At 58.5% G+C, this 23,992-nt stretch carries 21 protein-coding genes; 14 read left to right on the top strand and 7 right to left on the bottom strand.

Annotation, left to right across the window (positions count from 1 at the left end; genetic code table 11):
- Positions 1–26 precede the first annotated feature (26 nt).
- The 3 genes from argH to AC13C0_RS07875 all read right to left on the bottom strand — a co-directional run bounded on the left by argH (position 27) and on the right by AC13C0_RS07875 (position 3,320).
- Positions 27–1,436 (bottom strand): argininosuccinate lyase, encoded by a 1,410-nt coding sequence (gene argH, locus AC13C0_RS07885; protein ID WP_117619365.1) that lies wholly within the window; start codon positions 1,434–1,436, stop codon positions 27–29.
- A 506-nt stretch (positions 1,437–1,942) separates the two neighbouring features.
- Positions 1,943–2,554 (bottom strand): NapC/NirT family cytochrome c, encoded by a 612-nt coding sequence (locus AC13C0_RS07880; protein WP_482954240.1) that lies wholly within the window; start codon positions 2,552–2,554, stop codon positions 1,943–1,945.
- 58 nt (positions 2,555–2,612) lie between these two features.
- Positions 2,613–3,320, bottom strand: coding sequence for a c-type cytochrome (locus tag AC13C0_RS07875; RefSeq protein ID WP_482954239.1), 708 nt, complete (start codon positions 3,318–3,320; stop codon positions 2,613–2,615).
- A gap of 239 nt (positions 3,321–3,559) precedes the next feature.
- Between AC13C0_RS07875 and AC13C0_RS07870 the strand changes: the two genes are divergently transcribed.
- The 3 genes from AC13C0_RS07870 to AC13C0_RS07860 all read left to right on the top strand — a co-directional run bounded on the left by AC13C0_RS07870 (position 3,560) and on the right by AC13C0_RS07860 (position 9,011).
- A complete protein-coding gene (locus tag AC13C0_RS07870; RefSeq protein ID WP_341581251.1) occupies positions 3,560–5,866 on the top strand; it encodes an OmcA/MtrC family decaheme c-type cytochrome in 2,307 nt (768 codons plus the stop codon).
- A 153-nt stretch (positions 5,867–6,019) separates the two neighbouring features.
- Entirely contained in the window at positions 6,020–6,895 is an 876-nt protein-coding gene (locus AC13C0_RS07865; RefSeq protein WP_227539553.1) for a DmsE family decaheme c-type cytochrome, read from the top strand.
- Positions 6,896–6,926: 31 nt separating this feature from the next.
- Complete coding sequence (locus tag AC13C0_RS07860) at positions 6,927–9,011, top strand: MtrB/PioB family decaheme-associated outer membrane protein (protein ID WP_482954238.1); 2,085 nt, start codon at positions 6,927–6,929, stop codon at positions 9,009–9,011.
- Between the two features lie 286 nt (positions 9,012–9,297).
- On the opposite strand, the gene AC13C0_RS07855 is transcribed toward AC13C0_RS07860, so the two are convergent.
- On the bottom strand, positions 9,298–10,206 hold the full coding sequence (locus tag AC13C0_RS07855; RefSeq protein WP_341581249.1) for a phospholipase effector Tle1 domain-containing protein: 909 nt from the start codon (positions 10,204–10,206) through the stop codon (positions 9,298–9,300).
- A 73-nt stretch (positions 10,207–10,279) separates the two neighbouring features.
- Here AC13C0_RS07855 and AC13C0_RS07850 point away from each other — a divergent pair, with 73 nt between their 5' ends.
- The 7 genes from AC13C0_RS07850 (at position 10,280) to AC13C0_RS07820 (ending at position 16,813) form a co-directional block, all read left to right on the top strand.
- Entirely contained in the window at positions 10,280–10,801 is a 522-nt protein-coding gene (locus tag AC13C0_RS07850) for a hypothetical protein (protein ID WP_482954237.1), read from the top strand.
- A 13-nt stretch (positions 10,802–10,814) separates the two neighbouring features.
- Positions 10,815–11,876 (top strand): sensor histidine kinase, encoded by a 1,062-nt coding sequence (locus AC13C0_RS07845; RefSeq protein WP_117619357.1) that lies wholly within the window; start codon positions 10,815–10,817, stop codon positions 11,874–11,876.
- On the top strand, positions 11,869–12,618 hold the full coding sequence (locus tag AC13C0_RS07840; RefSeq protein WP_117619356.1) for a LytR/AlgR family response regulator transcription factor: 750 nt from the start codon (positions 11,869–11,871) through the stop codon (positions 12,616–12,618). The genes AC13C0_RS07845 and AC13C0_RS07840 overlap by 8 nt, the downstream gene beginning before the upstream one ends.
- A 92-nt stretch (positions 12,619–12,710) precedes the next feature.
- A complete protein-coding gene (gene hemC / locus AC13C0_RS07835) occupies positions 12,711–13,652 on the top strand; it encodes a hydroxymethylbilane synthase (protein WP_117619355.1) in 942 nt (313 codons plus the stop codon).
- Positions 13,633–14,442: a uroporphyrinogen-III synthase gene (locus AC13C0_RS07830; protein ID WP_117619354.1), complete on the top strand. Its 810-nt coding sequence runs from the start codon at positions 13,633–13,635 to the stop codon at positions 14,440–14,442. The genes hemC and AC13C0_RS07830 overlap by 20 nt, the downstream gene beginning before the upstream one ends.
- 8 nt (positions 14,443–14,450) lie before the next feature.
- Positions 14,451–15,575, top strand: coding sequence for a uroporphyrinogen-III C-methyltransferase (locus AC13C0_RS07825; protein ID WP_117619353.1), 1,125 nt, complete (start codon positions 14,451–14,453; stop codon positions 15,573–15,575).
- Positions 15,572–16,813 carry a heme biosynthesis HemY N-terminal domain-containing protein gene (locus AC13C0_RS07820; protein WP_117619352.1) on the top strand — a complete coding sequence of 414 codons (1,242 nt, stop codon included), beginning with the start codon at positions 15,572–15,574 and terminating at the stop codon, positions 16,811–16,813. The genes AC13C0_RS07825 and AC13C0_RS07820 overlap by 4 nt, the downstream gene beginning before the upstream one ends.
- Positions 16,814–16,866: 53 nt before the next feature.
- On the opposite strand, the gene AC13C0_RS07815 is transcribed toward AC13C0_RS07820, so the two are convergent.
- The 3 genes from AC13C0_RS07815 to rho all read right to left on the bottom strand — a co-directional run bounded on the left by AC13C0_RS07815 (position 16,867) and on the right by rho (position 21,047).
- Positions 16,867–17,871: a 2Fe-2S iron-sulfur cluster-binding protein gene (locus AC13C0_RS07815; protein ID WP_117619351.1), complete on the bottom strand. Its 1,005-nt coding sequence runs from the start codon at positions 17,869–17,871 to the stop codon at positions 16,867–16,869.
- A gap of 1 nt (position 17,872) precedes the next feature.
- The gene (gene ubiD / locus AC13C0_RS07810; protein WP_341581247.1) at positions 17,873–19,360 is read right to left on the bottom strand and encodes a 4-hydroxy-3-polyprenylbenzoate decarboxylase; all 1,488 of its coding nucleotides are present in this window, start codon (positions 19,358–19,360) and stop codon (positions 17,873–17,875) included.
- 424 nt (positions 19,361–19,784) lie between these two features.
- Positions 19,785–21,047, bottom strand: coding sequence for a transcription termination factor Rho (gene rho / locus AC13C0_RS07805; RefSeq protein WP_117619349.1), 1,263 nt, complete (start codon positions 21,045–21,047; stop codon positions 19,785–19,787).
- A 386-nt stretch (positions 21,048–21,433) separates the two neighbouring features.
- Here rho and moaB point away from each other — a divergent pair, with 386 nt between their 5' ends.
- The 4 genes from moaB to AC13C0_RS07785 are packed head-to-tail and all read left to right on the top strand — an operon-like array spanning position 21,434 to position 23,966.
- Positions 21,434–22,006, top strand: a complete 573-nt coding sequence (moaB, locus tag AC13C0_RS07800; protein ID WP_117619348.1) for a molybdenum cofactor biosynthesis protein B — start codon at positions 21,434–21,436, stop codon at positions 22,004–22,006.
- 34 nt (positions 22,007–22,040) lie between these two features.
- Positions 22,041–23,255, top strand: coding sequence for a molybdopterin molybdotransferase MoeA (locus AC13C0_RS07795; RefSeq protein ID WP_117619347.1), 1,215 nt, complete (start codon positions 22,041–22,043; stop codon positions 23,253–23,255).
- 2 nt (positions 23,256–23,257) lie between these two features.
- Complete coding sequence (locus tag AC13C0_RS07790) at positions 23,258–23,518, top strand: MoaD/ThiS family protein (protein ID WP_117619346.1); 261 nt, start codon at positions 23,258–23,260, stop codon at positions 23,516–23,518.
- A 1-nt stretch (position 23,519) separates the two neighbouring features.
- Positions 23,520–23,966 (top strand): molybdenum cofactor biosynthesis protein MoaE, encoded by a 447-nt coding sequence (locus AC13C0_RS07785; protein ID WP_341581246.1) that lies wholly within the window; start codon positions 23,520–23,522, stop codon positions 23,964–23,966.
- The last annotated feature ends 26 nt before the right edge of the window (positions 23,967–23,992 follow it).

Raw genomic sequence — 23,992 nt, 5'->3', positions numbered from 1 at the left:
CCCCACCCGTGGCCGGCAGGTGCGGCTCAGCCCAGTTGGCTGCGCGCCCGGCCAACGGCCGCACGAACCTGATCCGGCGCCGTACCGCCCAGGTGATTGCGGGCCTGAACCGACCCTTCCAGGGTAAGCACATCAAACACATCGGCCCCGATACGGTCGGAGAACTGCTGCAGTTCTTCCAGGGTCATGTCAGACAGGTCACGGCCTTCAGCCACGCCGAACGCCACCGACTTACCCACGATTTCGTGAGCGTCCCGGAAAGGCACACCTTTTTTCACCAGGTAATCCGCCAGGTCGGTGGCGGTGGAGAAACCGCGCTTGGCCGCCACCCGCATGTTATCGGCCTTGGAACGAATGGCCGGAATCATGTCGGCGTAGGCCTTCAGACAACCCTTGATGGTATCCACGGTGTCGAACAGAGGCTCCTTGTCTTCCTGATTATCCTTGTTGTAGGCCAACGGCTGGCTTTTCATCAGGGTCAGCAGGCTGATCAGGTGGCCATTGACGCGGCCGGTCTTGCCCCGGACCAGCTCCGGAACGTCCGGATTTTTCTTCTGGGGCATGATGGACGAGCCGGTACAGAACCGGTCCGGCAGATCAATGAAATCGAACTGGGCGGAGGTCCAGAGCACCAGCTCCTCGCTGAACCGAGAAAGATGGGTCATCAGCAAGGCGGCAAAACTGCAGAATTCGATGGCGAAATCCCGGTCGCTGACCGAATCCAGGGAGTTTTCCGTCGGCCGGTCAAAACCCAGCAGCGTCGCGGTCAGGGTACGGTCAATGGGGTAGGTGGTACCGGCCAGAGCCGCCGCGCCCAGGGGCATCACGTTAACCCGCTTACGACAATCCTGGAGGCGCTCGGCATCCCGCACCAGCATTTCGTACCAGGCCAGCAGATGGTGCCCGAAGGTCACCGGCTGGGCAGTCTGCAAATGGGTGAAACCGGGCATGATGGTATCCGCCTCGCGCTCGGCCAGGTCGAGCAATCCCGATTGCAGGCGCCGTAATTCCTCGGCAATCACATCGATCTCGTCCCGCAGGTACAGACGGATATCGGTGGCCACCTGGTCGTTTCGGCTTCGGCCGGTATGGAGCTTCTTGCCAGTGATGCCGATACGGTCGGTCAGGCGCGCTTCGATATTCATGTGCACGTCTTCAAGACTGACCGACCACTGGAAATTGCCGGCCTCGATATCCGCCTTGACGCCCTTCAGGCCCTCAATGATCTGGTCCCGCTCTTCGTTGGTGAGCACGCCAACTTCCGCCAGCATGGTGGCGTGGGCAATGGAACCGGTAATGTCATGGTGGTACAGGCGCTGGTCAAAACCCACGGATGCGGTAAATTTCTCGACAAAGGCATCGGTAGGTTCACTGAAGCGTCCGCCCCAGGGTTTTTCGGAACTTGTGGTCTGGTCAGACTTTTTCTGATCCGTCATGGATTTAGTACTCCAGTTGCATGTGAATAGTCGGCGACCGCTTGATATTATTAGAAATTATGAAAATGACAGTTTACGCGACTTTTAGCGTGTGCTTGTCTACATTGTAACGTTTCAGGATTCCAGAATCGCTCTAAATATCAGTGCACTCCTGGGCCTCAACATCACTTCGGCTGCTCTTTGTACTTTGCCGGATAAATGGTGACCTTTTTTCTGGCCCAGATATGGAAAATGGCCTGATGCCAAGAGTTATCCGAGCCATGGTTGCGATTCCGAAACTGCAAAAGCCAGGGGTAAATGCCTGCCAGGAGTCTGCGCTGCAGGAGCCACTTTCTGGCACAATGAACGGAAATTCTTCAGCAGCCGGAAGTCTGATGGGAACCACCTTCCGCCCCTATTCGCCCGACCAGGAATTGCTTCTCCCCCCGGCTTGAACGAATAGCGGCCTGAGGGTCAGCTGGCGACTTTGCTTTGCCCCCCCGCTCTCTGGAAAGGTGTACGAACGCTTACTCTACCGTGACTTTGGGAAGGTTGTGGGCTATGCCCTGGTGACAGTCGATGCAGGTTTTATCGGTAGCCTCGCGATATTCCCGGGAGTGCCTGCGCTGGGCATAGCGGTCCTGCATGCTCAGTGCCATGGCCTCGTAGCTATGGCAGTTGCGGCAGGTGGCCGAGTTGCTTGCTCGCATTCCCGCCCAAACCGATTCCGCCATTTCCCTGCGATGGGCCTCGAACTTTTCAGGCGAGTCAATCTTCCCGGTAATCCATGCGGGGATTTCATTTAACGTCGCTTCTGTCTTGCGAACGACCTTACCCCACCAGTCCTTCGGCACATGGCAGTCGGAGCAGACCGCGCGAACACCACTCTGGTTAGAGAAATGGGCGCTTTGCTTATACTCCGGATAAACAAACGCGCTCATTTCATGACATGAAGTACAGAATTCCAGGGAGCTCGTTTTCTCCATGGTGACATTGAGCCCGCCAAGCAGAATCGCTCCCGTGACCAGCATCAAAAAACCACCCGCAGGAATCCAGAGGAGGTATTTCGTTTTCGGCCACTGCCAGAGACGATGCCACCAGCCCTTTTTTTCCGAACCCTGATCTTCCCCCGCTCCCATCGCCCTGCTCCTGTAGACTGATGCTCTCCGTCGTGGCCCGGAACACGTTCCTGTCCGCCTATTTCTTACCCTCTCTGGCGTAGTATTCTGCTAACGCCTGAATATCTTTTTCGCTCAGGGCAGTGGTTGCAGGTTGCATCTTCTCCGGCTGCCAGCGGTCACCGTTCTTGTAATCCTGCAGGGTACTGATCAGATAGCCCTTCCATTGACCTGCCAGAATGCCCGCATCATCCAGCACCAGGCTGCCGCCGTCGGAATGGCACTTTTCGCAGCTCTGTTGGTGGATTTGCGCCCCCATGCTCGCGAGATCTTCATCGACTTTCTGATCCGCACTCTCGAAAGGCTGATCGGCGAAATAGGTTGCAAGCTCAGTGAACTCTTTCTCGGTTAACTGTTTTGCCAGGTCACAATGACTCTCGGCAATACCTTTATGCGCCTCCTCTGCAAATTCTTCCGTGCCACAGGGACGGGCCCCCTCCTTGAAAATAAACATCTGATTTTCGAGAAAGAAGGCAGAAGCACCGGCAATGATGGGAACGTCTTCGTCATCGCTGATGCCATTTTTGTTATGGCAGCTGGCACAGTCTTCGGCTGCTGACGGAACCCCGGCAAAAACACCAGCGCTCACCGCAAGGGCGGCCAGGGTAGCAGGGATAAGAGAAGTGGTAGAACGCATGGCGAGCTCCTTTTTCGGGTGGGTTCCGTCGTGCCTTAAGGTCGTGCCTTTAGCCTGCTCGCTCGTCCCGAGCAATTCGATTACTACCATTTTAAATCAATTACTACCATCTTAGGTGTTAAACCAACTTTGACACAGATCAATTAATAGCCAGATTTTGAGAAAACACTGTGCAACTATCCGATCGGATGAACTATTTTTAATCACGCAGACTGCAATCAACCAATCAACGAAAAGTTAAGGGATCGACCGGGCAGCATTCGTCTTATTTTATAAGAATGAAATTGACCATTGGGCCCGGTGGCATTTCGGACAGGGAGGCAATGAGCATGGACAAGGTAACAAAAACTCATAAACCTTGCGTGCCGATCAACCAGTCGTTCCGCACCATCGCACGGACCGGGGGATTGACCTGGGGTTTCATCGTTCTTCTCGTCCTCGCTGGTTGCGAGGGGGATACCGGCGATCGGGGCCCGTCAGGACCTCCCGGCCCCTCCGGCCCCCCCGGATCCTTTAATCAGGTTCCCGAAGAACTCCAGATCCGTATAACAGATGTCACCATCAATAGCGCCCCTGTCGTAAAATTTGAAGCCACAGACCAGTTCGGATTTCCGTTTGACCAGTTAACCCAGGGACAACCGTCTTTTACAATTGCCAAGCTTGTCCCGGGCACGGAGGGCGACAGCGACCGCTGGCAAAGCTATCTGAATGAAATAGAACCAGCCGGTGCTGGCCCGGGAACCCAGGACGCCGTTCAGGCCCGAACAGAAAATGACGGCACCCTGGTCAACAATGGCGACGGCACCTACGAATATACATTTGCCGCTGACCTGGATTCCATTACTGATCCTGTCACAGTACCTTTTGAACCGGATTTGACGCACCGCGTAGGGCTCGAAATCCGGGGAAGCTTTCTCGGTGAATCCCTGCCATTAACCAATGCGGTTTTCACATTTCAGCCATCCAGCGGGCTGACTGACAACATACCCATGCGGAAAATTGTCGCTCAGGCGTCCTGTAATTCCTGCCACGGAGAATTGAGCATCCACGGTAATGGCCGCCAGGACGTGGATCTTTGTGTGACCTGCCATAATCCGGGAAGCACGGACGCCAACAGTGGCAACAACCTGGATTTTCGGGTCCTGATCCACAAAATCCACATGGGTGAGCAGTTGCCAAGTGTTGAAAGCGGCGGGGAATATGTCATTTACGGGTTCCGTGATTCCAGAAATGACTTTTCCGATGTCGCTTTCCCCCAAAGCCCGCAGACCTGCGTGAAATGCCATGACCCTGCCAGTAACGAAACACCGGACGCCACCAATATCGTCACCCGCCCGACCATTGCCTCCTGTGGCTCCTGCCATGACGACGTGGACTTCAGCGCGGGCATGGCGGGTGGCCATCCCGGAGGCATCGTCACAGACAACAGCGAGTGCTCGGTTTGCCACGCAGAGAACAAGATTGCCGGATCGGTACTGGACTCTCACACCATTCCAGCCAGCCTTGCTGCCGGGCAATTCAGCTACAACATTATCGAAGTCAGCAATACAGGGCCGGCTGAGCAGCCAGACATCCGTTTTTCAGTGACAGACCCAACCAACAACGACCAGCCTTTTGATCTGAAGAATGATCCGGAATTCACCAGCAGCGAGAGCCGGCTGGCAGTGATTCTTGCATGGGACACCAGTGACTACACCAACTCGGGAAGCGGAGTTGCGCCCGCCAAGGTCGTTTCAATCGATGCTCTTGCTGGCTCTACAGCCAACGGCGATGGCACATTCAGTGTGGTCTCTCCCGTTGCCATACCGGCAAACGTGAGCGGTTCAGGCGCGGTGGGCATTGAAGGCCACCCGGCCGCGGACCCCGATGGTGACGGCACCTTTGACGTGGCGGTCAAGGTGACCGGTGCCGTGGCCTTTTTTCCGATCACGGATAGCCAGGCCCAGGCTCGCCGGGACGTTGTTGAGTTGGCCAGGTGCCAGAACTGTCACGGTGAGAATGATGGGCTCTCGCTGCACGGCTCGAACCGGACAGATAATGTCCAACTGTGCGTCATGTGCCATAACCCTCGCGCCACCGACCTTGCGCAGCGCCCGGCAGACCCGGATGGCACTGACGACGAGATCAACCAGAATGCGGTGGATAACGCAGAAGAGGCGCCAATTGATTTCAAGTGGATGATCCATGCCATTCATGGTGCTGACAAACGCTCCGGGGATCTGCTTGTCTACGGTTTCGGCAATACCCCCCATGATTTCAGTGAAATACGTTACCCTCGCGAGCCCGGCGACTGCATGGCGTGCCACGCCGATGGCACCTTCGAGTTACCCTTGCCAGAGGGGGTGCTCGGAACAACCATCGATACTCAGGCAACGGTCGCCAACGCCTCTCCTTTTGGAACCGATGATTTCATCACACTTGCAGCCGCGCTCAATCAGGGTGACGACCAGGTCATAACGGCGACGGCAGCGGGCTGCTCTTCCTGTCACGACGATGAGCCTGCACAAAACCACATGGAGCAGAATGGCGGCGGCTTTGGTGTTCCGGCAGGTACAGCCAATCAGGAGAGCTGTTCGGTGTGCCATGGTCCGGGCAGCATTGCCGACGTTCGCGAGGCTCATAATCCCGGCGACTGATCACTGCACTGAAATATCAGCTCTGCAAATAACAACTCTAAAGAGGAACCAAAAGTGATCAGGATCGGCGACCAGAAACAGGGCTACCGTCCGCGCTTGATACTCGCTGGGGTGATTGTGCTGTTTGGCTGGTTTTCCGGTGGCATTGAGGGGATGGCGCAAGACGAAGCGGATTCGACCCCGGAATATACCGAGAAAGGCGCTGAGACTTGCCTGGCCTGCCATGATGAAAGCGGCGAAGTCCCCGTTATGGACATTTTCAAGACCCCTCATGCAGTGCCTGGAGATGCCCGGACCCCTTTTGCAAAAAATCAGTGTGAGTCCTGTCATGGGCCAGGTGCTGATCATGCGAAAAGGCTCCGCTTTAATCAGGAACGCCCTCCGATACCTGCATTTGGCGACAGTGCTCTCTGGTCGGGAGAAAAACAGAATGGCATTTGTCTCGACTGTCACCAGCGAAATCAGCGCATGCACTGGGATGGCGGGCCTCATCAGCGACAGGGCGTGGCTTGCGTCGACTGCCACCAGGTGCATGTCAGTGAGGACCCGGTAACAGTGAGTCGGCAAGAAGCCAATGTCTGCGCTGACTGTCACAGGAATGTCCAGGTTCAGTCCCACCAAATGTCATCGCATCCAATACGTTTCGGTGACATGGCGTGCTCCGACTGCCACCAGCCCCACGGCTCTCTCAATCCGGCCATACTGAAAGAGCCCACACTGAATGACAGTTGCTACAGCTGTCATGCTGAGAAGCGCGGCCCCTTTCTCTGGGAGCATGCGCCTGTTCCCGACGACTGCACAAACTGTCATAGCCCACACGGCTCCAACCACCCTGCACTCTTGAAGCAAAGGCCTCCCCTGTTGTGTCAGAGTTGCCATTCCCGGGCAGGTCACCCCAGCATTTCCCGCACCTCCAACGACTTGCCCGGCGGACGAGCCTCGCCGTTCCTGATTGGTGGAAGTTGTGTGAATTGTCATTCGAAAGTGCATGGTTCCAACCATCCTTCTGGAGCCAACCTGAGCCGTTGACACAGCGGCGGGATATAAGGAGGACAAAGCCATGGTGGCGCCAAGATTACACTGGATCCTGCCTTTTGGGGCCGCACTGATTGTAAGCCCTGCCAGTGTGATGGCTGAAAGCGACAATACGGCTGAAGAATGCGAAGCCTGTGCCTTCGAATGGGAACCAAGAGGTTATGTGGAGGCTGGCATTCTGTGGCTCGAGGAAGATGAACCTGAGTTTACCGACTATCGGGGATTTGATCGGGACGGTCTTTTCCTCAACGGCGCCATAGATGTTATCGATCGCGACGAGGATGGCACCTATTGGTCCCTGCAGGGCCGAAATCTGGGTCTTGGGTCACGGAGCGCGGCAATCCACGCCGGCAAGCAGGGAACAGTAAATTACTTCCTGGACTACCAGGAGTTAAATCACAACTTGTACGACTCTACGAAAACAGCATTTTCCGGGGTCGGCAGCGAGCGTCTGGAACTCTCCGCCAACTGGGTCCGGGGGGATACCACAAAAGACCTGCCCGATCTCGACCTCGCTTTACGGGAGATTGATATTGAGCTGGAGCGACGGACCCTTTCGACCGGCTTACAGTTTTTCCAGGGCGAGAACTGGGATTACGACTTCCAGTATACCGTGGATGAACGTGATGGTACCCGGCTCATGGGTGGGAGCTTCCTGTTACGATCAGCCATTTTGCCAGAGCCGGTGGATGATATTACCCACCGATTCGACCTCTCGGTCGGTTACCTGGCAAAACTCTGGCAACTGCGTCTGGCCTATCACGGCTCGTTTTTTGATAACGATAACAAGTCCCTGACCTGGGACAACCCCTTTGTTGTTCCCGGCGACGCCCCGAGAGGCCGGTCAGCGGCAGCGCCGGACAATCGCTTCAATCGCCTGATGCTTTCCGGGGCGTTCCGTCCCACTCGCTGGTTCAGTGGTTCGGGGCACATTGCGGTGGGCCGTCTTGAGCAGGATGAATCCTTCATTCCCGCAACGATAAATCCAAGCCTGGGCCCTGTCGGGCTCCCACGGCAGGATCTGGATGCCGAAGTGAATACCCTGAATGCTCGCCTTCGGCTGACCGGAAACGCTACCCGTCGGCTGACCCTCAAGGCAGAAGGGTTCTTTGATGAACGGGACAACGACACTCCAGTGGACAGCTATCGGCAGGTTGGCACCGATCTTTTCCTGGCTGAGCTTCGGGAAAACCGCCCTTACAGTTTTGACAAAAGTAGTGGTGAGCTCAGTGCGGATTATCGGCTGACCAACACCACCGACATAAGCGCAGGTTATGGACGGGAGCGGTCCGAGTTTACTTTCCAGGAGGTGGACGCCACAGACACGGATTCCTATTTTGGCGAACTACAAACCCGACCCGGGGAAAGAATCGAGCTCCGAGTGCGCCTGGGGTGGGAAGATCGCGACATAGATGGTGGCTACGATCCGCTCACGATAGCGCCGCCGGAGAATCCACTCTTGCGGAAATTCAATCTTGCTGACCGTGATCGACGTGAAATCAAAATATCGGGCAATTACTACGCGAGTGCGCAGCTCAGCTTCGGACTGAACTCCGTATACGCCAATGATGACTACCGTAACTCCTCCATTGGTCTGACCGAGGCACGCGACACAATGGTGACGCTGGACGCTTCGTATTCTCCCGACCAAAGCCTCAACGCCTATGTCTATTTCACCCACCAGAGCATTGTGTCAGACATAGCCGGAAGTGAAAGCTTTGGACGGCCGGACTGGTTTGCAGAGAATGATGACACGATCAATGCGTTCGGCGGTGGCGTCCAGGCCAGGGAGGTGGTTCCCCACCTCGAACTGGGCGTGGACCTATCCTATACACGGTCAAGGGGGACTATATCGATCAACTCCCGAACACCAGATCAGGAGCTTCCGAAACTGGAAGCTGATCGATTTAGCACTCGAATCTATGGCGAGTATAGCCTTTCCGACCGATGGAGTTATCGCCTTGATTACTGGCTTGAATATTACGACCAGGAGGACTTTTTCATAGACGGCTTAGCTCCAGACACCAGTGATAATGTTCTGACTGCCAACCGGGAAAGCCCGGACTACCTCATCCATGCCGTGGGGATATCCGCAAGATACCGCTTCTGAGCCCGCGAGTTGTTCCGTGTTTTTTCTCAGCTGAGCATCCTGCCAGAGGGGGGGAGTCGTAATGCCTGCAGCATGCGCGCCCACGTAATGGAGCCAAAGGCGCAATGTAGTGGGCGTCGCCGTGCCTGCCCTGTAATACCTGGGTGCCACAACACCGATACTCCGATAGGTAGAGTTAGGGCCTGGCTTTGACCCTTCTGAGGCCGTTTGCTCCGAGCACCCTAACAGCATCAGAACGCATAAACTGAGCACAAGGTCTTTCATCTTCATGGCATTTCCCATTGGCTCACTGGCTCTTGTTTGGATGGACAACGCGTCGACCATATTTGGCCGGCTGGAACGGGTAAATCGGCCAGGCATCCTTCACGTACATTTTCAGGTAATGATCGGAATGATGGATATACCGTTGCTTCAGTAGTGCTTTGGACTCTGGGGACATCAGCAATTCATTGCCATGCCACACATGGACAGCAAGGTTCCTGGCGATAGTCATTAATTCCGGTGGCAACACCAGTTGAGGGTTGTCTGTGGGTATAGGGTCAAATGGTACACCGGCATCCACCGCCAACTTGTGCATCAGGTAAAGCGGAATACGCGAATACTCGCCCCGGACTTCTCGATCCAGCCACAGGCGAAGCGTGACATCACCGCCCGGCAAGCCGCGCGGGCGTTCCTGTTCAATCTCCAGCGTGGCAAGCGGGTTCAGTGGCCCAATCCAACCTTCGTTTTTGATCAGCGCACGCTCCTGCAACATGCGGGAAAATTCAAAACTGGCTTCGGGATTACGGCGATCTTTTCCTTTGACGACCAGGGGCGGACGAACTTCGATACGCTCATGAAAACGATCCGGGTAACCACCGCCAATATCTGAATGGGCGCCCGGTAGCACCCACTCGTTGAAATGTTCAGGTAAGTCGCCAGATTCGTTTCGGAGGCTGTTCAGTGAAAAGTTGTGCCTGCACTCATCCCGGGCAACAAATTGCACGGCTCGCTCAACATGCCCCGATTTTACATTAACGCTGATGCGCCCCGCATCGGCATCGTGGGCGGAAAAATCGAGATTATCCAGATCAGCAACCGCAGCAACGGTGTCGAACAACCCCAGAAAACGAACGGTGACCTTGTCCGGCCAGGGAAGCCCCTCCCGCTCGAAGGCCTTGCTCGCCAAGGCCAAGCCCCATACTCGGGCCGTCATCAGGCTCACCAAATTTGGTACCGACACCAGGCACATAGGTCGACAGCCTGACTATGGCCTCACCATTCTCACCTTGGGCACCAGCTCGCTGATACAAGTTCTCAAGCTTGGACACATTGGTTTCGGCATTGAGGTAGCTACCCTCCATAATCTGCGACAGTTCGCTGCTGCATTCATCTTCCGAGATGGCCCCGGCAGCATTGGCCGTGAGGCACCCATCCATTTGCTGCTGGTAGGTTTGAGTGTTATTGCGGTTGTTACCGGTGCCATCGAAAAAGATGCCAGCCTCAACCCGGACTTTGGGGCGGCTTTCTTCTTCGGACGAATCATCCGGCGATTCGTCTGGCATGCCTTCATCAATCAATGCGCCTTTCTGAGCGGCACGGCCTTGAGACCTCGTAAGCTGAACTGGCGGAAGCCCGGAATATTCTTGATCCAAGGCATTGCCCAGCACCGGCTGATTGGTAACGTTATCTCTGGCACTAAACATGGTCTATCTTTCCTGCTGACAGCCCGGCATCATCTGGCGGGAACTGGGTACATTCAACGTGGCGGGGTATACCATTCTGACCCGGGCAAAGGAGACACCCCGTAACGGGGACAAAGGTGTGACAACGAGCGAGTTTTTCGTTCCGGACCTGTGCCGGGTAAGAGCCGTGTTCCTGCTGCTGGTGACCAGCGAACTGCTGGTTCTGGTCCTCGCCATCGTCCAGGCGAACCAGGGCTGGATTGACTGGAACTACTTCGGGCTGCTGTCCCTGTTTGTCCAGTGGACCACCCTCACCAGCGCCGCACTGATCTGCCTCCTACGAACCAGACTCGCCCGGATGTCCGTTCCCGGTGCCACGGCCATTATTGTCGCCATCGTGCTGCTGGATGTACTGGCGTTCAGCCTGTTTGCCGACAGCATCGTGCACCCCCAGGCCGGTGTGGCCGTCTGGCAGGGCATCGCCAAAAAGATGTTGCTGGCTCTGCTGATTGTACTGATGGTACTGCGCTACTTTTATCTGCAACACCAGTGGCAGCAGCAGCGGGAAGCGGAAATGCAGGCCCACCTGGCGTCCCTTCAGGCCCGCATCCAGCCCCACTTCCTGTTTAACAGCATGAACACCATCGCGAGCCTGATCGCCATCAATCCAGACAAAGCCGAAGAAGCGGTGCTGGATCTGTCGGAACTGTTCCGCGCCAGCCTTCGCACCGGCGACCAACTGATTCCCCTGTCCAGGGAGCTGGAACTGTGCCAGCGCTACCTGACCATCGAGGCACTCCGTCTGGGTGACCGGCTGAAGCTCGAATGGCAGATTCAAGCGGGTCTGGAGCAACAGGCGATCCCCCCCCTCACCCTGCAGCCCCTGGTAGAAAACGCCATCTACCACGGTATCCAACCCAGGCCCGAGGGTGGCACAGTGCGAATTGAGGCCGAGGCCAAAGGCGACTTCGTCTACTTGCTGGTGCAGAATCCGAAACCAGGGCAGAGCACCCATCAGCATGACGGTAACCGCATGGCGCTGGCCAACATCAAGTCCCGGCTCCAGGCGCTGTTCGGGGAACCGGCCGTGCTCAAACACAGCCATCATAACGATGTGTATACCGTGACACTGCGACTGCCTCGCCAGAACGCCAGCGAACAGAAAATCCCCGGAAAGGGAACCGAGATCCGCCATGAGTGATACCCGCAGCGTCCTGATTGCCGATGACGAACCCCTGGCCCGGGAACGTATCCGCCGCCTGGTGGAGGCGCTTTCGGGTTACCGGGTCTGTGGTGAAGCCGCAGACGGCGACGAAACCCTGAAACAGGTTGCACAACTGGATCCGGACATTCTGCTGCTGGACATCCGCATGCCCGGCATGGACGGCATGGAAGCGGCCGACCGCCTGAGCCAGTTGTCCAACCCGCCGGCTCTGATTTTCTGCACCGCCTACGACCATTACGCCATACAGGCGTTCGACGTGCAGGCCATTGCCTACCTGCTCAAGCCCGTGCGCAAGGAGACACTGGCTGACGCACTGGCAAGGGCCGGCAGGGTCAACCGGGTGCAACTGCAAACCCTGAATGGCCAGGCCAGCCAGAGTCCTGAACAGCTGGCGGTGCGCACTCACCGCGGTACCGAGCTGATTGACCTGTCTGAAATCCTCTACTGTGAGGCCGACCAGAAATACGTCACCATCCACCATAGCCGGGGTGAAACCGTCTGCGACTATACCCTCAAGGATCTGGAAAACAGCTACTCCCGCGTGTTGCTCCGGACCCACCGGCACACTCTTGTGGGCGTGCGTTTCATCCAGGGGCTGAAACGAACATCCGACGGTCAGAACCTGGTTGTACTCCGGGACGGCCAAGGCGAACTCCCGGTCAGCCGCAGGCATGCCGGCAACGTGCGCCAGTGGCTCCAGGAGCACCAGCCGGGCTGAGGTGGCGCCTATTTTAAAGGTGGTACCTACGGGACTTTTTTGTCGTCACAAGGTACCCTTGGCGGACATTTTCCAAACCGACAGTGAGTGTCATGTCCAAACGTACCCTTCGCATTGCAACCCGCAGCAGCGCACTGGCGCTGTGGCAGGCGGAATTTATCAAGGCAGAACTGGAAAGGCTGCACGACAACATCGCCGTGGAGCTGGTCAAGATCAAGACCCAGGGCGACAAGATTCTGGATGTGCCCCTGGCCAAAATCGGCGGCAAGGGCCTGTTTGTCAAAGAACTGGAAGAGGCCATGCTGGACGGCCGCGCAGACCTGGCGGTGCACTCCATGAAAGATGTACCCATGGAATTCCCGGAAGGACTGGGGCTGGTGGCCATCTGTGAGCGGGAAGACCCCACCGACGCCTTTGTCAGCAACCAGTACGAGAACGTTGACGCCCTGCCCGATGGCGCCGTGGTTGGCACCGCCAGCCTGCGCCGGGAATCCCAGCTGCGGGCCTACCGCCCGGACTTGAAGATTCACGTTCTGCGCGGCAACGTCAATACCCGGCTGGCCAAGCTGGATGCCGGTGAGTACGACGCCATCGTATTGGCCAGCTCCGGCCTGAAACGCCTGGGTTTCCATGAGCGCATCCGCTACAGCCTGCCAGACACCGTCTCCCTGCCGGCGGTCGGCCAGGGCGCCCTCGGCATTGAATGCCGGGTTGATGATAACGAGCTGCTGGCCATGCTTGAGCCGCTGAATCACCAGGACACTTCCGATCGCGTCAGGGCCGAGCGGGCCCTGAACCGTCGCCTCGAGGGCGGTTGCCAGGTGCCGATTGCCGCCTACGCACTGCTTGAAGACCAGGACACTCTCTGGCTGCGGGGGCTGGTGGGTGCCGTTGACGGAACCCAGATCTTCCGCGTTGAGGGCCGGGCTCCCCGGGCCGAGGGAGAGCGTCTTGGCCGTGAACTGGCGGAAGATCTGCTGGCCCTGGGTGCCGACAAGGTGCTGGCTGAAATCTATGGCCATAAACCAACCTGAGCCTGATCTGAGCGGCCGGCGGATCCTGGTCTGCCGGCCCGAACCGGAAGCGTCCCGGCTCGCCGGCCGTTTTCGTGCGGCGGGTGCCGATGTGCGCATCCTGCCAGTGATTGACCGGCAACCTCTGCCGGAAACCCCGGAGCGTCGCACCCTCATTCTCAGCCTGGACGAGTACGCCCACATCATTGCGGTCAGCCCTTTCGCCGCCCGTCTTCTGCTGGATGAGGTAGACACCTGGTGGCCTCAGATCCCCATGGGTATCCGCTGGTATGGTGTCGGCGCTGGCACGGCAGCGGTGCTCGCAGAACACGGACTTAACCCCCGAATGCCTCCGGAAGGCTGGACCAGCGAAGCGCTTCTTGCCCTGCCGTCGCTGAACAATCTTCAGGGCGAACGGGTGTTGCTGGCCCGGGGTGAAACCGGCCGCGAGCTGATCCGGGAAACCCTGGAATCCCGGGGCGCCAGGGTCACCCCCCTGCCCCTGTATCGGCGTTTCTGCCCGGACTATACGCCGGAACAGATTCAGGCGACGCTTGAGACCTTCGCTCCGGAGGCCATCATCGTGCTCTCCGGAGAAACCTTGAACAATCTCATCGCACTCAGTGCGAATAGCAGCCATAATCTATACGATAGGTTATTGATTGTTCCCGCAGATCGGGTTGCCGAACAGGCCCGTGAGGCGGGGTTCCGAAATCCGTGTATACCAGGAAGCCTTGCCGATAACGACATCGTGGCTACGGTTGCAACGCAACTCGCCGGCCGGGACGGTGGCTCCGGAAAAGCCAAGTAAGGACGCCCGTGACAGACACAACGAATCAACTACCCGCACCCATTGCCAAGGAACCACCTGAGCGCCAGACACTGTGGCCGGTCTGGCTGGTAGCCCTCATTGCCCTGATTCTTGCTGTTGCCCTGGCACTCTGGAGCTGGCAGCAGTGGAACAACCATCAGGCCGTCATGCAGTCACTGCAGGCCTTGCAGCAGGACACCGCCCAGCTCGAAGATCTTTATGGCGACCGGGGCAGCCAGCAGAGTCAGCGCCTGCAATCCCTTGAAGAAAAACTGGCGAGCCAGCGCGAGCTGATTGCCACCCAGCAGCGCCAGATCGATCACAACGCCAGGGAGCTTCTGGAAGCCGGTAACCGGAGCCGTACCGACTGGTTGCTGGCCGAGGCGGAATACCTGCTGCGGATCGCCAACCAGCGGCTGATGATCGAAAAAGACATCCGTGGTGCCCTGTCGGCACTGGAAGCGGCCGACGAAGTGCTGAACGAGTCTGACGATATCGGCGTCTATCCGGTGCGCCAGCAGCTTGCCCGTGAGGTCCTGGCGCTCAAGGGGCTGACCGGTGTCGACCGGACCGGTCTCTACCTGAAGCTCGAAGCCGCCATCGGCAGCATTAGTCAACTGACCGACCAGGCCCTGATCAGCGAGAGCGCACCAGGCTTCTTCACCGGTTCAGATACCTCAGTGGAGGCCGACACCGGCGGCGAACCCGGCCCGATGCTTCAGGCCTGGAACAAGGTCAAAGCAACCCTGATGCAGGTCGTCGTTGTCCGCCGCCTGGACGAGCCGGTGAAACCCCTTCTCTCGCCCGACCAGAGCGCCTACGCCCGGCTCAATCTCCAGCTGATGCTGGAAGAAGCGGAAATGGCGGTCCTGCGGGGCAACCAGTCTCTGTACGAGCGGGCACTGACCAAGGCCCGCACAACCATCGACGACTGGTACGATGCCAGCAATCCCCGGATCACCGCACTCACCGACACCCTGGCCGAGCTGGCCCAGAGAAACGTGGATCCCGAACTGCCGGATATCAGCCAGTCCCTGGCCCTGCTCAAGGAACGGCTGGCCGGCCGCCTCAATGCCAGCAATGGTGATGGCGGGGACAACGCCAGCCAGGCTGATGGGGGCGGTGATTCATGATTCGCCTGCTACTGATTATCCTGCTTGCGCTATTGATTGGCACCGGGCTTTCCCTGGGACTACAGTATGATCTGGGCTATATCAGGATCAGCCTGGGTCACTACCTGGTCGAAACCAACTTCTGGGTGGGGCTGGGCCTTCTGGTAGCCGTTGTTGTCCTGACCGTATTGATCATCAACGTCGCCCGCCGGCTCGGGAAAAGTACCGGACTGGTCGCCGGCTGGATTGCCCGGAGCAATGAACGCAGGGCACGCCGCCGGACGACCCAGGGCCTGCTGGCTCTGGCGGAGGGTAACTGGCCCAGGGCCCGCAAATTACTGACCGCCTCGGCCGGCCATGCGGACACCCCGCTGATCAATTATCTGGCGGCCGCCCAGGCGGCGTTCGAATCCGGTGATCATGAAGCGGTGGATAACCTGCTGCGCCAGGCGTTCGACAGCACCCCGGGGTCGGATATGGCCGTCGGCATCACCCAGGCCCAGTTGCAGCTGGCCGGCAACCGCCTTGAGCAGGCCCTGGCCACGCTGGTTCGCCTTCGCAAACAGTCACCTCATCATCCCTTTGTGCTGAAACTGCTGAAAAACACCTACCTGCGCCTGGAAGACTGGCGGGAGCTGTCGAAGCTGGTACCGGAGCTGCGCAAGCGCAGCGTGTTGCCGGAAACGGAACTGAATGATCTGGAACGTCAGGTCTGGCACAACCTCCTGGAGCGTGCCGCGGAAGATTGCCGCCGCCAGCAGAAACAGGACCCGGAGGCATCTCTGGAACCGCTAACCCGGCTTTGGGATGAATTACCCGGCTTCCTCCGTCGCGACGAATATACCATCCGGGATTACGCCCGCCTGCTGGCAGGCCTTGGCGACGAAGTACAGACAGAAACCCTGTTACGCAAGGTGCTGCGCAATCACTGGAGCGACGAGCTGATCAACCTCTACGGCCGGGTGAAGGGTCAGAAGCCCGACGAGCAGTTGTTGTTGGCAGAACAGTGGCTCAAAGACCGGCCGAACAACGCCGAGCTTCTGCTGGCCCTGGGCCGCCTTAGCCTGCGCAATGAGCTGTGGGGCAAGGCCCGGGAATACTTCGAAACCAGCCTGCGGCTGAAACGGAGCCGGGAAGCGCTCGCGGAGCTGAGTCGACTGAATGCCCACATGGGCGAGGAAGAGGTCAGCGTCAAACTGCTGATGCAGGGGCTGGAGAAAGATAACGGACTACCGGATCTGCCGATGCCAAGGGCGTAAACATGGGGTCAGATGAAAATTTCATCTGACCCCATTTTCATCTGACCCCGATTTCACGCTCTGGGTGCGTATTCGAGCACGTCCGAGAAGAAGGCGCCCTCAGGCAGGCCGGCCTCCACAAGCGCATCCATCAGCGTGTACACCATGGTCGGCGAGCCACTGGCGTGCACTTCCACCTTCTTCCAGTTCGCCCCCGATGCCAGAACCGCGCGCACCAGCTGGGCGTGGTGACCGCTCCAGTCATTGTCTTCATCATCACCCACCACCGGCAGGAAGGTGAAGGGTGGCCACTCCTCCTGCCATTGCTGGGCCAGGGAACGAAGGTACATGTCTTCATGCCGGCGCACCCCCCAGTATAGTTTCACCGGATGCTCGTATGAGGTTTCCCGGAGATAATCCACCAGGCTTTTCATCTGCGCAAAACCGGTACCGGCCGCCACCAGCAGCAGGGGTTTTTCCGGTGTTGACGCCAGGCAGGCCTTGCCGTGGGGTAGTTCCACGGTCACCTCGCCGCCTGAGGTCAGGGCATCAATGACTTTCTGTGCCGACACCCACTCCGGCGTCGCCTGGATATGCAGCTCGATGTTCTGGGCCGAAGGGCTGCTGGCGATGGAAAAGTAACAGGGCTCTGCATCCGGCAGGTTGACTGAGAGATACTGCCCGGCGTGAAACGAAAGTTCCCGACGCCGCGGAAGCTGTAGCTCAACACGATAGACATCGTGACTGATGGAACGAACGTCCACGACTTTCGCCTGGTACTTGCCAGGCTGCTTGTTTCCGGCGGCCATAACGGCGGATATCTCCAAGTCCAGGTCCGTGAGCGCTGTGGTTCTGCACATCATCAGCTGCTCGCCGGCCTCAATAGTCTGTTGGTTTCGGGTGTTAAGCGCGAGGCCGGCCATTAGCCGCGCCTCACAGATTTCACACACCCCGTTTCGACAGGCCGCAGGCACCTCAATGCCTGCGCTGGCAGCGGCACTGAGTAAGTCGCTCTCCCGGGCAGCGTTAAAGGCAATACCGGAGGGCGAAAGCACCACGCGCCGATGGTCATTGGCCATATCAGTCGGGTCGGGACAGCGAACTTTCAATGCCCAGGCTGTCCCAGAGATCGTCCACCCGCTGTTTGACCTCGTCGGTCATGGTGATGGGCTCGCCCCATTCCCGGCTGGTTTCACCCGGCCATTTGTTGGTGGCGTCCATTCCCATCTTGGAACCGAGCCCCGACACCGGCGAGGCAAAATCCAGATAATCGATAGGCGTGTTCTCCACCAGGGTGGTGTCACGCACCGGATCCATCCGGGTGGTGATCGCCCAGATCACGTCTTCCCAGTTGCGGGCGTTCACATCATCGTCGGTGACAATCACAAACTTGGTGTACATGAACTGTCGCAGGAAAGACCATACCCCCATCATCACCCGTTTGGCATGGCCGGGGTACTGTTTCTTCATGGTCACGATAGCAAGCCGATAGGAACAGCCTTCCGGTGGCAGGTAGAAATCGACGATCTCCGGAAACTGCTTCTGCAGAATTGGAATGAACACCTCGTTCAGCGCCACCCCCAGAATTGCCGGCTCATCGGGCGGACGACCGGTGTAGGTGCTGTGATAGATCGGGTCCTTGCGATGGGTCATCCGTTCTACGGTAAACACCGGGAACTGGTCCACTTCGTTGTAGTAGCCGGTGTGATCGCCAAACGGCCCTTCCGGGGCCATATCGTCGGGATAAATAAACCCTTCCAACACAATCTCGGCGCTGGCCGGCACCTGCAGGTCGCTCAGGCCACACTGCACCAGCTCGGTACGCCCACCTCGCAACAAGCCGGCGAATGCGTATTCAGACAGTGTATCCGGCACCGGCGTCACCGCTCCCAGAATGGTCGCGGGGTCCGCACCCAGAGCCACGGCCACCGGATAAGGCTTGCCCGGGTTGATCTTCTGAAACTCCTGAAAGTCCAGCGCACCACCGCGATGGCTGAGCCAGCGCATGATCAGCCGGTTACGCCCAATCACCTGCTGCCGGTAGATGCCCAGATTCTGGCGCTCCTTGTGCGGCCCGCGGGTAATCACCAGCGGCCAGGTTACCAGCGGCCCGGCATCCCCGGGCCAGCAGTGCTGGACCGGAATCTGGTACAGATCCACCTGATCTTTCTCGACCACCACGTCCTGACAGGGGGCAGATCGCAACACCTTCGGGCTCATGCGCATCACCTGCCGGAACAGCGGCAGCTTTTCAATGGCATCCCGGAAACCCTTGGGGGGATCCGGTTCTTTCAGAAACGCCAGCAACTTGCCGATGTCACGGAGCGCGGTCACGTTATCCTGCCCCATACCCAGCGCGACCCGCTTCGGGGTCCCGAACAGGTTGGCCAGTACCGGTATGTCGTAGCCTTTGGGATTCTCAAACAACAACGCAGGACCACCTGCCCGCAACGTGCGGTCGCAGATTTCGGTCATTTCCAGATGGGGGTCGACTTCAACGCTGATCCGCTTCAGCTCGCCCAGCTTCTCCAACTGGTCAATGAAGTCCCGCAGGTCGTTGTATTTCATCGGTTGCTCCGTTCATTTATGCCAGTATTACGGAGGTCGGTGGACTGCTTTTTCCGGAGTCGGAACAAGGTGGGGACCTGCTTTCCCAGACACGCCGTGAACCCATCCCTGGGGGCTTGGTCTTGCCATCCATGGCAAGACACAGTCTGGGAAAGCAGGTCCCCACCTCGTTCTTCAGATCACCAGTTATCCGCAACACAATGATCGTCCCTGCGGTTTTCCGAAACTCTCATTCTGAGACAATCAGAGCGCGCACCGGGCTTGAACGGCGGAGCCGGGGTGAGCCTCCCCGGACCGTGCATTGCCAAGGACGGCAATGCCGAGCCCCCGGGGATGGGTTCACGGCGTGCCCGGGGAGGCTCATCCCGGCTCTGCCCGCCCCACAGCCAGAGGCGCTCTTATTAAAAGGGCATCAGACCAGAAATCAACGACGCTTCATCGACTGGAAGAATTCGTCGTTGGTCTTGGTATCCCGCAGCTTGTCCAGCAGGAACTCCAGCGCCGCTGTGTCGTCATCCATGGAGTGCAGCAGTTTGCGCAGGATCCACACACGCTGGATATCCGCCTCGGACATCAGAAGATCTTCACGGCGGGTACCGGACCGGCGGATGTTGATGGCCGGGTAGACACGCTTCTCGGCGATCTTGCGGTCCAGGTGAATTTCCATGTTACCGGTGCCCTTGAACTCCTCGTAAATCACCTCGTCCATCTTGGAACCGGTATCCACCAGTGCCGTCGCCAGGATGGTCAGGCTTCCGCCCTCTTCCACGTTACGGGCCGCACCGAAGAAACGCTTCGGTTTTTCCAGGGCGTGGGCGTCGACACCACCGGTCAGTACCTTGCCGGAGGACGGAATCACCGTGTTGTAGGCGCGAGCCAGACGGGTGATGGAATCCAGCAGGATAACCACATCTTTCTTGTGCTCGACCAGGCGCTTGGCCTTCTCGATCACCATCTCAGCCACCTGAACGTGACGGGCCGGGGGCTCGTCGAAGGTGGAGGCGATGACTTCGCCGCGCACGGTGCGCTGCATCTCGGTCACTTCCTCAGGCCGCTCGTCAATCAGCAGTACCATCACATGGCACTCGGGATTGTTTCGGGTGATGGACTGGGCAATGCTCTGCATCAGCAGCGTTTTACCCGCTTTGGGCGGGGAAACAATCAGGCCGCGCTGTCCCTTGCCGATGGGCGCCACCAGGTCCAGAACGCGGGAGGAGAGGTCCTCTGTGCTGCCATTGCCTGCTTCGAGCCTGAGGCGTTCGTCGGGAAACAGCGGCGTGAGGTTCTCGAACAGGATCTTATTACGGGCGTTATCCGGCTTGTCGAAATTGATCTCGCTGACTTTCAACAGGGCGAAATAGCGCTCGCCGTCTTTCGGCGGGCGGATCTTGCCGGCAACCGTGTCGCCAGTCCGCAGGTTGAACCGGCGAATCTGGCTAGGGGAGACGTAGATGTCGTCAGGTCCTGCCAGATAGGAGGCATCAGCAGAACGGAGGAAACCGAAACCGTCCTGCAGAATTTCCAGTACGCCGTCACCGTAGATGTCTTCGCCGCTCTTGGCATGCTTCTTCAGGATTGTGAAGATCACATCCTGTTTGCGCGAACGGGCCAGGTTATCGAGGCCCATCTCTTGCGCAATATCGAGCAATTCGGGCATGGAATTCTGCTTGAGTTCAGTAAGATTCATAGTTTATTGGATTTTCAGGAATGGAAGTAAACGAATATTGGAATGACAGGGGTGCCACTGAACGTATTGATCAAATAAACGCTGAACTGATGCTGGCCAGATGGAGCAACCGGTGTAGATGGAGTCCGGGATTAAGGTACTGAAGCCAGAGAGTGGGAACAACCGTTCGCCGGGCAAGGAGGATCATCGGCTACCTGACTGGCGAATGTCAAGTGCACTGCATAATTTAACGCCAATTTCACGCTAAACTGGCCTTAATGGCGGCTGGCCGCCTCCCCCTGATGGGTTACTCCCTTCCATTAAGAGCCTGTGATGACGATACTGGAAGAGCCTGTGATGACGATACTGGCGTATATAATTTTTCAGCGATTTGCGGAGCCCCGTCCATGAGCAGTGAACCCAGTACCGAACTGAAACCCCTGAACATCGCCATACTGACTGTTTCCGATACCCGCGGGCCTGACGAAGACACCTCCGGCCAGTTTCTGGAGGACAGCGTCGTTGACGCGGGGCACCGCCTGGTCGCCCGTCGCATCCTGCCCGATGACGTCTACCTGGTGCGGGCGTTAATGTCCGGCTGGGTCGCCGATCCCGAAGTGCATGTGGTGATCATTACCGGTGGTACCGGCTTCAACGAGCGTGACAGTACCCCGGAAGCAGTCGGCCCCCTGCTGGATAAAACCGTTGAAGGTTTCGGCGAGGAGTTCCGGCGCCTGTCCGCCTCTGAAATCGGCTCTTCGACCATCCAGTCCCGTGCATTCGGAGGTATGGCAAACCATACGGTGATTTTCTGCCTGCCCGGTTCTACCAGTGCCTGTCGTACCGGCTGGAACGGTATTCTCAGCAGCCAGCTGGACAGCCGCCACACGCCGTGCAACTTCTCGGCCCTGGTCTTGCGCAAACCCGAAAAGCCGATGCAGCGGCTTGATGAAGTCATTGGACAGCGCGCCGAGCGCTGAGGGCAACAGTAATCCGGATCGGAGTTCAGAACTGATGGCTAACCCAAACCTCATGTCACTGGAAGACGCCCTGTCTCACCTGCTATCGGAAGCGCCCGTGGTCACCCGGGTCGAAACCGTGGGGCTCGCCGACTCCCTGGGCCGGGTGCTGGCCGAGAACCATTATGTCCCGGCCGACGTGCCGCCGGCGGACAACAGTGCGGTGGACGGATACGCCCTGCGCAAACAGGATCTTCACCAGGATCAGGCGATACCGGTCTCGGCCCGGATTCCCGCCGGTGAAGCGCCGAACGCTCTGGCGCCAGGCACCGCCGCGCGCATTTTCACCGGCTCGGAGATCCCCGAAGGCGCAGACTCGGTGGTGATGCAGGAGCGAGTGGAGGTGACCGACGCGGGCATCCTTGTCCAGGCAGAGGTGACCGAGGGGCAGAACATTCGTCGCCGGGGCCAGGATCTGACCAGGGGCGACCTTGCCCTTGTGAAGGGCACGCAGGTGCGCCCGCACGAAATGGGTCTGCTGGCGTCCATGGGTGTGGCCCGGGTCGCCGTTCTGGCACGGCTGAAGGTCGCCATCCTCTCCACCGGCGACGAGCTGGTGGATCCCGGAACGCCCCTGGCCCCGGGGCAGATCTACAACAGCAATCGCTTCACCCTGATCGGCCTGCTCACCCAGGCCGGCTGCGAGGTGGCGCTGTGCGAGACGCTGCGGGACAAACGTGAGGCGACCCGGGAAACACTGCTCCGCGCGGCGGAGTCGTCGGATCTGATCATCACCAGCGGCGGTGTTTCCGTGGGTGAAGAGGACCACGTGCGTGCGGTGTTGGAGGAATCCGGCAGTCTGTCGCTCTGGCGCATGGCCATCAAACCCGGAAAGCCTGTGGCCTTTGGCGCCATCGGCGGCACACCGGTGCTGGGATTGCCCGGTAACCCGGGGTCTGTGCTGGTCACTTTTCTGGTGGTGGGCATGCCCTATATCCGAAAATGCCAGGGGCGGAACCATGAAGATCCCGCCGGAGAGCGGATACCGGCAGACTTTTCCGTAGCTTCGACGTCGCTGCGGAGGGAGTTTGTCAGGGCACGGAAAGAACCCCGGGGATCGGAGCTTGTGGTTACCGCCTTTCCCAACCAGAGTTCCGGTATCCTGAGCTCTGCCTGCTGGGCAAATGGTTTGGCGGTGATTCCGGAGAACACCACGGTCAGCCCCGGCGACCTGCTAACCTATTATTCGTTTGCGGAATTGTTGAGCTAACCATGAGTGATAACACGATTACGGTGCGTTTCTTTGCCCGTCTGCGAGAAGAGCTGGATACGGAACAGCTGGTCATCGAGGCCAGGCCGGGGCTTACCGCCGGCGATGTGCTGGCGGACCTGGCAAGCCAGGGCGGGCCCTGGGGCCAGCTACAGGGAGACCAGCCAGTGATGATTGCGGTCAATCAGGCCATGGCGAAGCCCGGCTCTGCAGTGGAGGCCGGCGATGAGCTGGCATTCTTCCCCCCGGTAACCGGAGGTTGAGATGATTTCGATTCAGCCCGGAGATTTTGATGCTGCCGCCGAATATGCCGCGTTACGGGCCAGTGGTGCCGGGACCGGCGCCATTGCCACGTTTACCGGTCTGGTCCGGGACAGCGGCGATTTGCAGGGGGTCACGGGACTTTACCTGGAGCACTATCCGGGGATGACGCAGCAGGTGATTCAGGAGCTGGTTGATGAGGCCTCAAAACGCTGGGATGTGCGCAAGGCCCGGGTGATTCATCGGGTGGGGCGGCTGGCGCTGCAGGATCAGATTGTGTTTGTGGGGGTGTGCAGTGCCCATCGGGGAGATGCGTTTGCGGCCTGCGAGTTCATTATGGACGCCTTGAAGACCTCGGCACCGTTCTGGAAGAAGGAGATCACCTCAGGCGGTGAGCACTGGGTGGAACAGAAGGATTCGGATCTGGAGCGGTCTCAGGGCTGGGAGTGAATGGCAATAGAAAACCGCCCGTGAAC

The organism is Marinobacter sp. B-21 (genome assembly GCF_056857895.1).
This window is presented reverse-complemented; position numbering and strand designations above follow the sequence as displayed.

What these genes read in the sequence shown, in the direction of transcription:
- rho (WP_117619349.1), bottom strand. Translation starts at nt 21,047, where the DNA reads ATGAATCTTACTGAACTCAAGCAGAATTCCATGCCCGAATTGCTCGAT.
- argH (WP_117619365.1), bottom strand. Translation starts at nt 1,436, where the DNA reads ATGACGGATCAGAAAAAGTCTGACCAGACCACAAGTTCCGAAAAACCC.
- hemC (WP_117619355.1), top strand. Translation starts at nt 12,711, where the DNA reads ATGTCCAAACGTACCCTTCGCATTGCAACCCGCAGCAGCGCACTGGCG.
- AC13C0_RS07875 (WP_482954239.1), bottom strand. Translation starts at nt 3,320, where the DNA reads ATGGTAGTAATCGAATTGCTCGGGACGAGCGAGCAGGCTAAAGGCACG.
- AC13C0_RS07785 (WP_341581246.1), top strand. Translation starts at nt 23,520, where the DNA reads ATGATTTCGATTCAGCCCGGAGATTTTGATGCTGCCGCCGAATATGCC.
- ubiD (WP_341581247.1), bottom strand. Translation starts at nt 19,360, where the DNA reads ATGAAATACAACGACCTGCGGGACTTCATTGACCAGTTGGAGAAGCTG.
- AC13C0_RS07795 (WP_117619347.1), top strand. Translation starts at nt 22,041, where the DNA reads ATGGCTAACCCAAACCTCATGTCACTGGAAGACGCCCTGTCTCACCTG.
- AC13C0_RS07790 (WP_117619346.1), top strand. Translation starts at nt 23,258, where the DNA reads ATGAGTGATAACACGATTACGGTGCGTTTCTTTGCCCGTCTGCGAGAA.
- AC13C0_RS07830 (WP_117619354.1), top strand. Translation starts at nt 13,633, where the DNA reads ATGGCCATAAACCAACCTGAGCCTGATCTGAGCGGCCGGCGGATCCTG.
- AC13C0_RS07870 (WP_341581251.1), top strand. Translation starts at nt 3,560, where the DNA reads ATGGACAAGGTAACAAAAACTCATAAACCTTGCGTGCCGATCAACCAG.
- AC13C0_RS07880 (WP_482954240.1), bottom strand. Translation starts at nt 2,554, where the DNA reads ATGGGAGCGGGGGAAGATCAGGGTTCGGAAAAAAAGGGCTGGTGGCAT.
- moaB (WP_117619348.1), top strand. Translation starts at nt 21,434, where the DNA reads ATGAGCAGTGAACCCAGTACCGAACTGAAACCCCTGAACATCGCCATA.
- AC13C0_RS07820 (WP_117619352.1), top strand. Translation starts at nt 15,572, where the DNA reads ATGATTCGCCTGCTACTGATTATCCTGCTTGCGCTATTGATTGGCACC.
- AC13C0_RS07860 (WP_482954238.1), top strand. Translation starts at nt 6,927, where the DNA reads ATGGTGGCGCCAAGATTACACTGGATCCTGCCTTTTGGGGCCGCACTG.
- AC13C0_RS07855 (WP_341581249.1), bottom strand. Translation starts at nt 10,206, where the DNA reads ATGACGGCCCGAGTATGGGGCTTGGCCTTGGCGAGCAAGGCCTTCGAG.
- AC13C0_RS07840 (WP_117619356.1), top strand. Translation starts at nt 11,869, where the DNA reads ATGAGTGATACCCGCAGCGTCCTGATTGCCGATGACGAACCCCTGGCC.
- AC13C0_RS07815 (WP_117619351.1), bottom strand. Translation starts at nt 17,871, where the DNA reads ATGGCCAATGACCATCGGCGCGTGGTGCTTTCGCCCTCCGGTATTGCC.
- AC13C0_RS07865 (WP_227539553.1), top strand. Translation starts at nt 6,020, where the DNA reads ATGGCGCAAGACGAAGCGGATTCGACCCCGGAATATACCGAGAAAGGC.